Annotated in this window: 13 protein-coding genes and 3 pseudogenes; 9 read left to right on the plus strand and 7 right to left on the minus strand. The window is 70.4% G+C overall.

What is annotated here, in order from left to right; all coding sequences use genetic code 11:
• Window positions 1–177 precede the first annotated feature (177 nt).
• The 4 genes and pseudogenes from ACZ49J_RS23350 to ACZ49J_RS23365 form a co-directional block, all read right to left on the minus strand.
• Window positions 178–296: pseudogene (locus ACZ49J_RS23350) on the minus strand (glycosyltransferase); the annotation flags it as partial.
• 69 nt (window positions 297–365) lie between these two features.
• Window positions 366–1,367 (minus strand): NAD-dependent epimerase/dehydratase family protein, encoded by a 1,002-nt coding sequence (locus ACZ49J_RS23355; protein WP_467450795.1) that lies wholly within the window; start codon window positions 1,365–1,367, stop codon window positions 366–368.
• A gap of 124 nt (window positions 1,368–1,491) precedes the next feature.
• On the minus strand, window positions 1,492–1,821 hold the full coding sequence (locus tag ACZ49J_RS23360; protein WP_467450794.1) for a TfoX/Sxy family protein: 330 nt from the start codon (window positions 1,819–1,821) through the stop codon (window positions 1,492–1,494).
• 11 nt (window positions 1,822–1,832) lie between these two features.
• On the minus strand, window positions 1,833–2,279 hold the full coding sequence (locus tag ACZ49J_RS23365; protein ID WP_467450793.1) for an SRPBCC family protein: 447 nt from the start codon (window positions 2,277–2,279) through the stop codon (window positions 1,833–1,835).
• Between the two features lie 189 nt (window positions 2,280–2,468).
• Here ACZ49J_RS23365 and ACZ49J_RS23370 point away from each other — a divergent pair, with 189 nt between their 5' ends.
• The 3 genes from ACZ49J_RS23370 to ACZ49J_RS23380 all read left to right on the plus strand — a co-directional run bounded on the left by ACZ49J_RS23370 (window position 2,469) and on the right by ACZ49J_RS23380 (window position 4,892).
• On the plus strand, window positions 2,469–3,074 hold the full coding sequence (locus tag ACZ49J_RS23370; RefSeq protein WP_467450792.1) for a DM13 domain-containing protein: 606 nt from the start codon (window positions 2,469–2,471) through the stop codon (window positions 3,072–3,074).
• Between the two features lie 83 nt (window positions 3,075–3,157).
• On the plus strand, window positions 3,158–3,691 hold the full coding sequence (locus ACZ49J_RS23375; protein ID WP_467450791.1) for a MarR family winged helix-turn-helix transcriptional regulator: 534 nt from the start codon (window positions 3,158–3,160) through the stop codon (window positions 3,689–3,691).
• Window positions 3,692–3,773: 82 nt separating this feature from the next.
• Entirely contained in the window at window positions 3,774–4,892 is a 1,119-nt protein-coding gene (locus ACZ49J_RS23380) for a substrate-binding domain-containing protein (protein ID WP_467450790.1), read from the plus strand.
• Here the strand turns inward: ACZ49J_RS23380 and ACZ49J_RS23385 are convergent.
• On the minus strand, window positions 4,849–5,328 hold the full coding sequence (locus tag ACZ49J_RS23385) for a MarR family winged helix-turn-helix transcriptional regulator (RefSeq protein WP_467450789.1): 480 nt from the start codon (window positions 5,326–5,328) through the stop codon (window positions 4,849–4,851). The two genes, ACZ49J_RS23380 and ACZ49J_RS23385, sit on opposite strands and share 44 nt — an antisense overlap.
• 444 nt (window positions 5,329–5,772) lie before the next feature.
• Between ACZ49J_RS23385 and urtA the strand changes: the two genes are divergently transcribed.
• The 5 genes from urtA to urtE all read left to right on the plus strand — a co-directional run bounded on the left by urtA (window position 5,773) and on the right by urtE (window position 10,644).
• A complete protein-coding gene (gene urtA / locus ACZ49J_RS23390) occupies window positions 5,773–7,026 on the plus strand; it encodes an urea ABC transporter substrate-binding protein (RefSeq protein ID WP_467450788.1) in 1,254 nt (417 codons plus the stop codon).
• 105 nt (window positions 7,027–7,131) lie between these two features.
• Window positions 7,132–8,016 carry an urea ABC transporter permease subunit UrtB gene (gene urtB, locus ACZ49J_RS23395; protein ID WP_467450787.1) on the plus strand — a complete coding sequence of 295 codons (885 nt, stop codon included), beginning with the start codon at window positions 7,132–7,134 and terminating at the stop codon, window positions 8,014–8,016.
• The gene (gene urtC, locus ACZ49J_RS23400) at window positions 8,013–9,140 is read left to right on the plus strand and encodes an urea ABC transporter permease subunit UrtC (protein ID WP_467450786.1); all 1,128 of its coding nucleotides are present in this window, start codon (window positions 8,013–8,015) and stop codon (window positions 9,138–9,140) included. Before urtB ends, urtC begins: the two co-directional genes overlap by 4 nt.
• A complete protein-coding gene (gene urtD / locus ACZ49J_RS23405) occupies window positions 9,137–9,946 on the plus strand; it encodes an urea ABC transporter ATP-binding protein UrtD (RefSeq protein ID WP_467450785.1) in 810 nt (269 codons plus the stop codon). The genes urtC and urtD overlap by 4 nt, the downstream gene beginning before the upstream one ends.
• Before the next feature lie 5 nt (window positions 9,947–9,951).
• Window positions 9,952–10,644, plus strand: coding sequence for an urea ABC transporter ATP-binding subunit UrtE (gene urtE, locus ACZ49J_RS23410; protein ID WP_467450783.1), 693 nt, complete (start codon window positions 9,952–9,954; stop codon window positions 10,642–10,644).
• A gap of 13 nt (window positions 10,645–10,657) precedes the next feature.
• Here urtE and ACZ49J_RS23415 read toward each other — a convergent pair whose 3' ends face one another.
• Together ACZ49J_RS23415 and ACZ49J_RS23420 are read right to left on the minus strand one after the other, a co-directional pair.
• On the minus strand, window positions 10,658–12,382 hold the full coding sequence (locus tag ACZ49J_RS23415) for a condensation domain-containing protein (RefSeq protein WP_467450782.1): 1,725 nt from the start codon (window positions 12,380–12,382) through the stop codon (window positions 10,658–10,660).
• Between the two features lie 71 nt (window positions 12,383–12,453).
• A pseudogene (locus tag ACZ49J_RS23420) lies at window positions 12,454–12,696 on the minus strand (hypothetical protein); the annotation flags it as partial.
• Between the two features lie 223 nt (window positions 12,697–12,919).
• Between ACZ49J_RS23420 and ACZ49J_RS23425 the strand changes: the two are divergent.
• Window positions 12,920–13,048, plus strand: a pseudogene (locus ACZ49J_RS23425) (AhpC/TSA family protein); the annotation flags it as partial.
• Between the last annotated feature and the right edge of the window lie 108 nt (window positions 13,049–13,156).

The following is a 13,156-nucleotide window of genomic DNA, read 5'->3' on the forward strand; positions in this document are numbered from 1 at the left end:
GTACTGGCAGTCTCGCGGTCACCGGCAGTCTTGCCGGCGACCGTGAACACGAGCACGCCGACGGCGGCTCCGGCGAGGGCGTGGAGCAGGGGCCGGGGCTGTCGCCGGCCGAGCAGCAGGACTGCGCTCGCGATCACGGCGAAGAGGGTGAGGCCGTAGGAGAGGTAACAAGTGAGTCAGCCCCGCATGACACGCGGCGCCGAGCCGCGGCGTGGTTCGTGGATCACGCTCGCCCCGAGTTCGCGGGCGATGCGCGCCGAGCCGCCGGTGGACCCGTTGTCCACGACGATGGCGCGTCAGCCGGGCGGAACCCGGTCGAAGTGACGCTGCCGTGGCCGGGCCGTGAGCCCGCGCCGGCCGGGCTCTCACTCTCCGCGCGGCCGGGCCCCCGCGAACTCCCGCATCCCCTCCGCGAAGCCGACCTCCGGTTTCCAGCCCAGCTCGGTGCGCAGCCGTGACGAGTCCGCCGTGATGTGCCGGACGTCCCCGAGCCGGTACTCCCCGGTCACGACGGGCTCGGGCCCGCCGCAGGCGGCGGCCAGCGCCCGCGCCATCTCGCCGACGGTGTGCGGTTCGCCGCTGCCGGTGTTGTACGCGGTGAGCACGCCGTCGGCCGTATCCGCCTCCAGCGCGGCCGCGTTGGCCGCCGCGACGTCCCGTACGTGCACGAAGTCCCGCCGCTGCCGGCCGTCCTCGAACACACGCGGGGCCTCACCCCGGGCGAGCGCCGAGCGGAAGAACGACGCGACGCCGGCGTAGGGAGTGTCCCGCGGCATCCTGGGCCCGTACACGTTGTGGTAGCGCAACGACACCGCCGCCCCGCCCGTCGACCGCGCCCACGCGGCGGCCAGGTGCTCCTGGGCCAGCTTGGTCGTCGCGTACACGTTGCGTGGATCGGCCGGCGCGTCCTCCCCGACCAGCCCCGGCGACAGCTCCTGCCCGCACACCGGACAGCGCGGTTCGAAGCGCCCGGCCGCCAGGTCGTCGACGGACCGCGGGCCCGGCCGCACGACCCCGTGGCGCGCGCAGCCGTAGCGGCCCTCCCCGTAGACCACCATCGACCCGGCCAGCACCAGCCGGCGTACGCCCCGCTCGGCCATGGCGGTGAGCAGTACGGCGGTGCCGAGGTCGTTGCGGGAGACGTACTCCGTCGCGTCGGAGAACCCTGTGCCGAGCCCGACCATCGCGGCCTGATGGCACACCGCGTCCACACCCGGCAGGGCGCGGCGGACGGCCTCCTCGTCCCGTACGTCCGCACTCGCGTCCTCGCGCATGTCGAACACGACGGGCTCGTGCCCGCGCGCCGCCAGCGCCTCTACGACATGGGACCCGATGAACCCGGCGCCGCCGGTGACCAGTACACGCATGCGCCCACGCTAGGGGGCGCCCCCCGCCCCACCACACGACCGCGCCCGCCACGTCACCGGACCGTAAGACACCGCGCACCCGGCCGTACGACCGCGCCAGGCAGGACCGCGCCCGGGAACGTCCTCACTTGGGCGGCAGGCTCGCCGCGAAGGCGTGTCCCTCACCGATCCACTCGTCGAGGACGTCGTCCTCCGTGAGAGCGGTCCCGGCGACCAGGATCCAGCCGCGCATCGGGCGGCCGGTCATGTCGAAGACGCGCGTGCCGGGCCGGGCCAGGGCCGCGTCCGAGCTGTCGGGACCGACCCGCACCATGAGATCGTCGCCGCTCACACCCACGGCCATGTTCCCGCGGTGCAGGAAGGCGATCCCGCCGAACATGCGCTTCTCGGTGACGTCCGGATCGGCACCCAGCCGATGCCTGATCCGTTCCGCCAGCCCTTCGTCGTAGGCCATGGAGGCTCCTCCTAGGCTCCGCTGAGCCTGTGTTCGAGGTCGCGCAGATCCTTCCCGAGGGAGGAACGGACCTGGCGGGCCAGGACAGGCGCGGCCAGCCGGTAGAAACCGCCCTCGCCACCCCGGACACGGATGCGGGCGAGGGTGCCCCGCGGGTCCGGCTCGAAGGTGTAGGTGACGTGCATGGGCATCGGGCCGGCCACGGAGACCATGTCCAGCAACCGGGGCGGCTCGTACGCGGCCACGCGCAGGACGTAGGCCATGCGCCGGCCGAGGAAGTGCGCCGTGCGGGTGACCTCGGCGCCCGCTCCGAAGCCGCCCCCGTCCGCCTCCCGGGTCAGCTCCGCGGTGCGGATCCCCTGGGTCCACTCGGCGTCGTGGCGCCAGTCCATCGCATACCCGGCCACCACCTCGGGCGGGAGCGGGATCACGCGCTCCGCGGACACGTCGACTGCCATGGGACCAGCATCCGCCGGACGGGAAGCGAGCGCACGAGGAACCGTTCGGTCTGCCCGCCCGCAAGCAGCATCGGCACCCGCTCGGGCGCGTCGTAAGGATTCCGTCATCACCTCGGGGGTACGGGACGGCGGCCCGCGTCTGTTGAATGGGCGCAGAAGACGGGTGACTTCCCAGGAGGAGCGGCGAGGATGGGGCGCGTGCGGAAGGTACTGACCAGGCCGTTGGGCATCGTGGTGCTGGTGTTGGCGGTCGGCGGAGCCGGCTTCGGGCTGTACTGGTTCCAGCCGTGGAAGCTGTGGCAGGACGAGACCGTCGAGGAGGCCCTGCCCGGCGTCGTGGAGACAACCGCGCCTCCCGCCGCGACGCCGCCGGAGGAGACAACCGCGCCTCCCGCCGCGACGCCGCCGGAGGAGTCCTCCGAGCCGCCCTCCCCGGCCACCGGCGGCCCGCGGACGCTGGCGAGCGGTGAACTGATCACCCACGAGCACGCCACGTCGGGCACGGTGAAACTCGTACGGCTCGCCGACGGCTCCCACGTCGTACGGCTGGAGAACCTCGACACCAGCAACGGACCCGACCTGCGCGTGTGGCTGACCGACGCACCGGTGAAGGAGGGTAAGGCCGGCTGGCACGTCTTCGACGACGGCGAGTACGTCAGCCTCGGCAAGCTCAAGGGCAACAAGGGAAACCAGAACTACGCGCTGCCCGACGACGTCGACCCCGCCCGCTACACCAGCGTCAGCATCTGGTGCGACCGCTTCGACGTCTCCTTCGGCGCCGCAGAACTCGCCTGAGGAGCGGCGGCGGGAACGGCGCCCCTCGTCAACTGGTCCCGCATCCTGAACACGCGGGGCTTCGGGCGCGTTACAAAGGGCATATGGCGCAGCGCAAGGCCACGGACGGTGGCGAGAAGGATGTCGAGGCGGTGACCCGTGCGGTGCTGACTGCCTCTCGGCTGCTGGTGGCGGTGTCCGCCCGGTCGCTTGCCGAGGTCGAGGAGCGGGTGACGCTGCCCCAGTTCCGGATGCTCGTGGTGCTCTCCACCAGAGGCGACACCAAACTCGTGACGCTGGCCGAGCTGCTCCAGGTGGCGCCGTCCACCGCCATGCGCATGATCGACCGGCTCATCGCGGCCGGGTTCGCCGACCGGCAGACAAACCCCGCCAACCGCCGCGAAACCCTGCTGCGGCTCACCGACGAGGGACTGCGCATCGTCGAGCACGTCACCTCCCGCCGCCAGGCGGAGATCGCCGCGATCGTCGAACGGCTCGCTCCGGACCAGCGGGCGGCGCTCGTCGAGGCCCTCACCGCCTTCAACGAGGCCGGTGCCGAGCCGGTCGCCCCGGCGCTGGACGACCCGGAGATGTATCCGCTGGGCTGGGCGGACACCTATGCCCCACCGGGAGCGTGACCGGCCCCGCCCCATCCCTACGAATCGGTCTCGATCGCTGCCCCTGCTTGGGTGCCGTGGATGGTGGGGCAATCATGAGGCCATGCACCGGCCACCGCTGCGCCTTCACACCCGCGAGTGGGTCACGGCGGACGATTCGACCCTGAACGTCGCGCTCGTGTACCCGATGCAGGGGCCTGCCGGGATCTTCGGCCCCACCTGTGAGGCCTGCGCACGGCTGGCGGCCGAGGAGGTCAACAAGGCGGGCGGTGTCCTGGGCAGGGAGTTGCGGCTGCTGGAGGTCGACGGCGGCGCGGATCCGCGGCGGGTCGCGCAGGACGTCGAGGCACTGGTCGCGACGGGGGCGGTGCAGGGCGTCACCGGCTGGCACATCTCGTCGGTGCGGCAGGCGGTGGCACCGCGGATCGCGCACCGTGTGCCGTACGTCTACACGGCCCTGTACGAAGGCGGCGAACGCACCGAGGGCGTCTTCATGACCAGCGAGACCCCCGCCTGGCAGCTGCTCCCGGCGATGCGGCTGCTCGCCGAGACGCGGGGCGTCGGGCGCTGGTTCGTCGTGGGCAACAACTACGTGTGGCCCCGGCGCACGGCCCGGGCCGCCCGCCGGTACGCGCGCGACTGCCGGGGCCGGGTGTGCGGCGAGGCGTATCTGCCGCTGGGCACCGAGGACTTCCACGACGTGCTGCGGCGCATCGAGCGGGCGGACGCCGACGGCGTGCTGATGCTCCTGGTCGGCAGCGACGCGGTCCGCTTCAACCGGGCCTTCGCCGCCTCCGGGCTCGATCAGCGGTGCCTGCGGCTGAGCACGCTGATGGACGAGAACATGCTCCTCGGAAGCGGCCCCGAGGCCACCGTCGACCTGTTCAGCACGGCCGGCTTCTTCACCTCACTGGCCGACCGGAACACCATGGACTTCCACGGCCAGTACGCCGGCCGCTTCGGGATCGACGCCCCGACCCCGGGCAGCCTCGGCGAGTCCTGCTACGAGGGCGTCCTGCTGCTCGCCGCCCTCATCGAACGGGCGCGCACCCTGGACGTGTCCGCCATCGGGGCCGCCGCCGAGCACGTCTCGTACGAAGGTCCGCGCGGCCTGCTGAGCCTGGACGGCCGCCATGTGCGTCAGCGCATCTACCTGGCGCAGGCGGACGGGCTCGACTTCACCGTGCTCGCCCAGCTGCGCGCTCCGCACGAGTTGTCGTGACCGTGCCGCTGCCGCCTTCCAGCGCCCCGGCAAGCCTGTCCAGCAGCACACCCAGTCGCTCCCCTTCGTCCTGGGTGAGCAGGGGCGCCAACTCCGCCCAGTCGGCCCGCACTTCACGGGCGATCCGCTGCCGGCGCTCCATGCCCCGCGGAGTGAGGTGGGCCAGGACGCGGCGCCGGTCGGCGGGGTCGACGCGGCGGAAGACCAGGTTCTGGTCGACGAGTTGGTCGATGAGCTTGGTCAGGGTCGGTGCCGGGAGGAAGGCGCGGTCGGCGAGGGCCGTCATGTTGTGGCCCTGCCCGTCGGAGAGCAGGTCCAGCACCCGCCACGCCTCGACGGAGCAGTCGAACTCGTCGAGCACGGACTGCACTCGGCGCACCCAGAGGCGCTCCGCCCGGGTCAGCAGGTGGAGCAGTTCCTGAGGCCGCCTCGCCATCGCACTCCTCACCTCGCGTCCGCATGTCCCCACGGCGGGGGTGCCTGGGAGCCTACCGGCGATCACGGCACCCCAGACAGGGAAACCGGGAAAAAACATCCTTTCCGCAGGAAGCAATAAAGGCTGTTCCTGGAGAGTGCCGACACGCAGGCACCTCCAGTAACAGCCTTTCTCTTTGACCCGCGCCAATACTTTCGCTGGAAACTGTTCTTCAATTGCTCCGCAACGCGGGGGAAACAGTTCCGCCGCAGGCTGTGGACGCACTTCAGCGACCAGCCCGGACGCCACCCCGGAACGGCTGGGGATCCGTGCGCCAACACCGCCGCCCCCTGAAGCGCGTCCCCTTCATTCCCTCCCCCCAGAGTCTTCCTCCCCCCCAGAGTCTTCCTCCCCCCAGAGTCTTCCGCTCCGCTCACACCGCCCTTCGGGGCAAGGAGGTATTGCATGTCCGGGCTCAGCATCAGCAGACGCGGTCTCCTCGCGGGCGTTTCGGCCCTCGGCGCGTCCGCCGCCCTCAGCGCCTGCGGCGCCAAGACCGGCAGCGACACGGCGTCAGGCGCCGGAGCCAAGGCCGACACCTCCGGCGCCACCGTCAAGGTGGGTCTGCTGAACTCGCTCTCGGGCACCATGGCCATCAGCGAGGTGACGGTGCACAACGCGCTGCTGCTGGCGGTCAAGGAGATCAACGCGGCCGGCGGCGTCCTGGGCAAGAAGCTGAAGCCCGTCAGCCAGGACGGCGCCTCCGACTGGCCGACGTTCGCGGAGAAGGCGGAGGCCCTCATCACGGACGACAAGGTCGTCGCCACGTTCGGCTGCTGGACCTCCGCGAGCCGCAAGGCCGTCAAGCCCGTCTTCGAGCGCCACAAGTCGCTGCTGTTCTACCCCGTGCAGTACGAGGGCCTGGAGCAGTCCCCGTACATCTTCTACACCGGTGCCACCACCAACCAGCAGATCGTCCCGGCTCTCGACTACCTCAAGAAGCAGGGCCTGACGAAGCTCTACCTCGTCGGCAGCGACTACGTCTTCCCGCGCACCGCCAACAAGATCATCAAGGCGTACGCGAAGGCCAACGGCATGGAGATCATGGGCGAGGACTACGCGCCCCTGGGCTCCACGGAGTTCAGCACCATCGTCAACAAGGTCAAGGACGCCGGCGCGGACGCCGTGTTCAACACCCTCAACGGCGACAGCAACGTGGCCTTCTTCAAGGAGTACAAGTCCGCCGGTCTCACCGCCAAGAGCCTGCCGGTGCTGTCCGTCTCCATCGCCGAGGAGGAGGTCAAGAGCATCGGCACCCAGTACCTGGACGGCCAGCTGACGGCCTGGAACTACTACCAGACCACTCCGGGCGCGGCGAACGAGAAGTTCGTGAAGGCGTACCAGGCCGCGTACGGGAAGGACAAGCCGACGTCCGACCCGATGGAGGCGGCCTACGTCTCGGTCCACCTGTGGAAGGAGATGGTCGAGAAGGCCGGCTCCTTCGACGTGGCCAAGGTGAAGGCGGCCTCGGACGGCATCACCTTCGACGCGCCCGAGGGCAAGGTGACCGTCGACGGCGCCACCCAGCACGTCCACAAGACGGCCCGGATCGGCAAGGTCGGCCCGGACGGCCTGATCACCGAGGTGTGGAACTCGGGCAAGCCGATCAAGCCGGACCCGTACCTGAAGGGCTACGACTGGGCCTCCGGCCTTTCCTGAGCCCCGCCCCAGCGGTTGGACCCGGCCCCGGCGCAGGCCGGGTCCGCCCCGCGCCCGCGCATCCCGCACGCACCCGGTACACCCGTCCCTCTCCGGAGCCGCTTCATGACGGTCGTCCTCAACCAGTCCTTCACCGGCATCAGCATCGGTGCCGTCCTGCTGCTCATCGCGCTCGGCCTGACCCTGACCTTCGGTCAGATGGGCGTGATCAACATGGCGCACGGCGAGTTCATCATGGCCGGCGCCTACACCACGTACGTGCTGCAGAAGTCCATCAGCGGCGCCGGCGTCTCCCTGCTCATCGCCCTGCCGCTCGCCTTCGTGGTCGCCGGCGCCATGGGCGCGCTGCTGGAGTGGCTGCTCATCCGGCGCCTGTACACCCGGCCGCTGGACACCCTGCTGGTGACCTGGGGCGTCTCGCTGATGCTCCAGCAGCTCGCCCGTGACGTCTTCGGCGCCCCGAACGTCCAGACCCGCGCCCCGGACCTGCTGACCGGCAACCTCTCGGTCGCGGGCATCACCCTCGCCAACAACCGGCTGTTCATCCTGGGCCTGGCCCTGCTGTGCGTGCTCGGCCTCACGCTGCTCCTGCGGCTGACACCGCTCGGGCGCCGCATCCGGGCCGTCGTGCAGAACCGCGACCTCGCCGAGGTGTCCGGCATCGCCACCGAGCGGGTGGACCGTACGACGTTCTTCATCGGCTCGGGCCTGGCGGGCGTGGCCGGTGTCGCGCTCACCCTGGTCGGCCCGATCGGTCCGACGATGGGCACCAACTACATCGTCGACGCCTTCCTGGTCGTGGTCGTCGGCGGCGTCGCCCAGCTCAAGGGCAGCGTCATCACGGCCTTCGCGCTGGGCGTGCTGCAGTCGGTGCTGGAGTACTCGACGACGGTCAGCGTCGCCAAGGTCATCGTGCTCGTGGCGATCGTCGCCTTCCTGCAGTGGCGACCCCAGGGCCTGTACACACTGCGCACCCGGAGCCTTGCATGACGACCACGACCTCCCCGACCCCGGCCTCCGCGACGCCCGTGGCGCAGCCGCCGGCGTCCCCGTCGGCCCGCTTCCGGGTGCCCGGTGCCTTCCTCCTCGCCGCCGTGCTGCTCATCGGCGTCGCCCCGCTCGTCCTCTCCGACTTCCGGCTCAACCTCCTCGCCAAGTACCTCTGCTACGCGATCGTCGCCGTCGGCGTCAGCCTCGCCTGGGGCCGCGGCGGGCTGCTCGTCCTCGGCCAGGGCGTGTTCTTCGGCCTCGGCGGCTACGCCATGGCCATGCACCTCAAACTCGCCGACGCCGCCGACAGCGGCCAGACCCTGCCCGACTTCATGCAGCTGTACGGCACCTCCGACGCGCTGCCCTGGTGGTGGAAGCCCTTCGCCGACCCGGCCTTCGCGCTCGCCATGACCGTCCTGCTGCCGATGGCGGTCGCAGCTCTGCTCGGCTTCCTCGTCTTCCGCCGCCGCGTGAAGGGCGCGTACTTCGCGATCCTCAGCCAGGCGCTGGCGGCGGCCCTGTCGATCTGGCTGATCGGCCAGCAGGCGACGACCGGTGGCACCAATGGCCTGACCGACATCCAGGGCTTCTTCGGCTACTCGCTCAACGACCCCGTCAACCAGCGGATGGTGTACTTCGTGATCGCCGCCGTGCTGCTGGTGCTGATGGCCGCCGCCCGCCAGCTGTTCGTCAGCCGCTACGGCGAACTCCTCGTCGCCGTACGGGACTCCGAGGAGCGGGTCCGCTTCCTCGGCTACAACCCGGCCAACGTCAAGCTGGTCGCGTACGTCGTCGCGGCCGGCATGGCGGGCCTGGCCGGCGCCCTCTTCGTCCCGGCCGTCGGGATCATCTCCCCGGCGCTGATCGGGATCGTGCCGTCCATCGGCTTCGTGATCGGCGCGGCGGTCGGCGGCCGGGCGTCCCTGGTGGGCGCGGTGCTGGGCGCGGTCGCGGTGGCGTGGGCGCAGAGCACGCTCTCGGACGCCTTCCCCGCCGCGTGGACGTACCTGCAGGGCCTGCTGTTCGTCGTGGCGGTGGGCTTCCTGCCCGGCGGACTGGCGTCCCTGGTGACCGTCCTGCGCGGCCGCCGTACGCGTACGAACCCGACGGGAGAGACAGCATGAGCGGTGAGGGACTGACCGTCCGCGACCTGCGGGTGACGTTCGACGGCTTCACGGCCGTCGACGGCGTGGACCTGGACATCCGCCCCGGCGACCTGCGCTTCCTCATCGGCCCGAACGGCGCCGGCAAGACCACCCTCGTCGACGCGGTCACCGGCCTGGTGAAGGCCACCGGATCCGCCCGTTTCGGCGGCGAGGAACTCCTCGGCAAGCCCGTGCACCGCATCGCCCGCAGGGGCATCGGCCGCACGTTCCAGACGGCCACGGTCTTCGAGGAACTGACCGTCCTGCAGAACCTCGACATCGCGGCGGGCGCCGGGCGCGGCCCGCTGACGATGCTCCGGCGCCGCAAGGGCATCCCCGAGCCGGTGACGAAGGCGCTGGAGACCACCGGCCTGACCGGCCTCCGTGACCGCCCGGCCGGTGTGCTGGCCCACGGCCAGAAGCAGTGGCTTGAGATCGGCATGCTGCTGGTGCAGGACGTGAGGCTGCTGCTGCTCGACGAGCCCGTCGCCGGCATGAGCCACGACGAACGCGAGGCCACCGGCGACCTGCTGCGACGGGTGAGCGAGGACCACACGGTCGTCGTCATCGAGCACGACATGGACTTCATGCGCTCCTTCGCCCGCAGCGTCACCGTCCTGCACGCCGGCAGGGTGCTCAGCGAGGGTTCGGTCGCCGAGGTCCAGGCCGATCCGAGGGTCCAGGAGGTCTACCTCGGACGCGCCTCCGAACCCGAGCCCGCTGCCGAACCCGGGCCCGCCTCCGAACCGGCCGCCGCTTCCGTACCCGCCCCCGAGGAGGCGTGACGCCCATGCTGGAGATCAACTCCGTACAGGCCGGCTACGACCGCACGACCGTGCTGCACGACGTGAGCGTATCCGTCCCGAAGGACGGCGTCGGAGCCGTCCTCGGCCACAACGGCGCCGGCAAGAGCACCCTCCTGCGCGCCGCGATGGGCCTGCTCAAGGCCAAGAGCGGGACCGTCCTGCTGGACGGCGAGGACATCACGCGCCTCGCCCCGAACCAGCGGGTGGCCCGCGGCATGGCGTACGTCCCGCAGGGCCAGCAGTCCTTCCCGCACCTCACCACCGCCGAGAACCTCCAACTCGTCGCCGACGGGCGCCCCGACGGCAGGGAGGCCACCGCGGAGGCCCTGGACCTCTTTCCGGTCCTGCGCGAGCTGTCCGGCCGCCGCGCCGGCCTTCTCTCGGGCGGCCAGCGCCAGCAACTCGCCATCGCCCGCGCCCTGATCACCCGCCCGAGGCTCCTCCTCCTCGACGAGCCGACCGAGGGGATCCAACCCTCCGTCGTCGCCGAGATCGAGGAGACGATCCTCGCCCTGACGCGGCGCGGCGGCCTGTCCGTCCTGCTCGTCGAACAGCACGTGGGCTTCGCCATGCGGGCGGCCGAGCGGTACTACGTGCTGGAGGCGGGCCGGGTCACGTCCTCCGGCGAGGGCGGGACGGCCGCCGAGCAGACAGTGCGGGCGGCCCTCAGCGTGTGATCGGTCTGTCCACTCACCGTCCCGGTCCTTCAGCGAGAACTGCCTGCTGAGCCCATGCCTCCGGCGAACCCGAATCACCGGGAGAGCCGTCGCAGATCACATACCGGTGTGGCGCCATCACGAACCTGCGGCCAACGAGACCACCGACCACGAGCCGATGGATCTCCCCAGGAGTAAGTGCCCTGCCGCCCAGGTCCAGGTACGCGGTCATCCGCCCCTCACCGGTATCGGCTCCGTGGTCCAGAACCACCTCGACGCCATCCGGGGAAAGGCACTCGATCAGGGCTTGCCGCACCTCAGCGAGGTCCACCCAGCATGTGTCGACGAAAACCAAGCCGCTCTGCAGGGGAGCGTCAAGGAGATGCCCGACTTCCTGGACCACTTGACCCGCGCTCAGATCACTATCGGCGGAACCCCGCACCAATATTCCCTCAAGAGACAAAAGAATCTCCGAGAGAACGCCCGAAGGAAACAGCTCAGTGTCCCCCCACAGGGATACCACAAGCTTTTCCTCGACACTCCACACATCAAAGTAGAACTTCCCTGGCTCCCATACCTCGTTTCCGCCCCTCTTCCAGCTCCTGGTGGCCTCCCGCACCTCCGCATCAACGCCACACGCCGCCTCCAGGGCAGCTGCTGCCCTGAAGCTGTGCACATTGACGAAGCACTCAAGATCGGGCTTCACTCCGCGCTCGTGAGTGGCCGACTCCGTGAGAGCGTCGAGCCTGACCGGGTCACCGGGCCCGAGGAGATAGGCACCCATTGTCTTCTTCCAGGCGTTCTTGATCACTTCACGGAACGGCAGGTCACCGACCTCGACACTCACCGGCACCACTTGATAGAAGCTGCCCAGGGACGACTGACTCGCCTTGTTGAGGCGATTCGAGCAGAAGAGGCGGAAGGTGGCTCGGTCCGTACGGCCGAGCGCACTCAGCAGAACCGATATCGCCCCCACGACCACGGTGGGGGGAGTCACCTGAAACTTTTCGGCCAGTTGCGCAACGGCCAAGGCGGAGGCCCTGGACTCCATCATGATCTCAGGAAAGCGGGGCGACTCGGGCACCTGGCGAGGCAAAGGAAACCTCTGGTTGGGAAAGTGCCTCAGCTGCTCGGCGGAAAACGCCTCCGCACGACGCGTCGCCGCGTCACCTTCGACCCGCTCCCAGGCCGCCTGCTCTCGCGGTTGAAGCACCGGCTTCTCCAGGAGGGCCTCCTTCGCCTCGGTATCCCGCGAGAGAAGCTCGGTCATCTCGCTGTGCAGCACGCCCATGCCCCAGCCGTCCGTCGCGATATGTGAGACACACATCGCGATCTTCACCACTTCCCCTGCGGACACGAGAACGGACACGCGCAGGGGCCACTCCACGGATGTGAAGGGCATCGCCTTGATTTCCGCGAGCGCTGTGTCCGCTTCATCACCGGTGAGGCATTCCCGGACATCAACGGGAATGCGCCCACTGGAATACACGACCTGGCGATATGCTCCTGAAGGGTCCAGAAATATCCGCGTCCGAAGGGCTTCATGCCGCTCGACGACGACTCTCAGGGCCGCTACGACGTCATCGACCAGCACCCCCCTCCCGACGTCGATCAGTCCAGCCAGGTTCATGTTCGCTGTGTACGGGGCCGCTTGCTCCATCCATGAGCAGACCTGCTTCTGGCTCCAGGTCAGATCAAAGGTGCCGGAACATTCTCCGGAGAAGTCCATGAACTGACGCGTCCGCTTACCCGTACCCATGCCCCACCCCTGCTCAGGAATTCAACGAAGACCATTCCCTGCCGTGCTGCGCAGCCCAAGCATCTCAGTCCGGCCAGGAGCACGGCGGCGTGGCGGGCGATCGGCTCGGTGACCGGTTCGACGACCAGGCGGGACAGGGTCTACTCCAGCGCCGGGCGATTGATCCGCGGGCGGACCACCTCCGCCAGGGTGGCCGCCGAGGTGATCACCCGCAGATCGTCGGCGCGGGCCAGGGCCGGCCGGCCGGTGACCGCGCGGTCGCGCAGCACGGTGCCGCGACGTGGGCGGACCAGCACCTCACTCGCGAAGCGCATGTACGACCCGCGGCACTCGGCCACGTCCACCTGGCTGTGCGCGGGCGCGGACCCGGCCGAGGTCGCCCAGCGGGCCGGCAACAGCGTCGAGGTCCTGCTGAGCCGACACGCCAGGTGTCCTTATGACCGGCAGTCATCAACAACCAGCGCATCGAAGGACTCCTGAGCGCCTACGGCCGTGGGCCTCCCGCGCAGGCGGGTGCACAGGCGGGAGCCGGTGAGGCGCACACGCCTGCCGCTGCCCGCCACCCACGTCATCGACCGGGCCGGCACCGTCCGCTGGGCCTTCGTCGACACCGCCTGCACCAGGCGCGCCGAACCGGCCGACCTCCTCGCCGCCCTCGACGCACTGCGCAGACCGGCCCGGGGGGGGGGGGGGGGGGGGGGGGGGGGGGGGGGGGGGGGGGGGGGGGGGGGGGGGGGGGGGGGGGGGGGGGGGGGGGGGGGGGGGGGGGGGGGG

This window comes from Streptomyces sp. NPDC030840 (genome assembly GCF_055572015.1).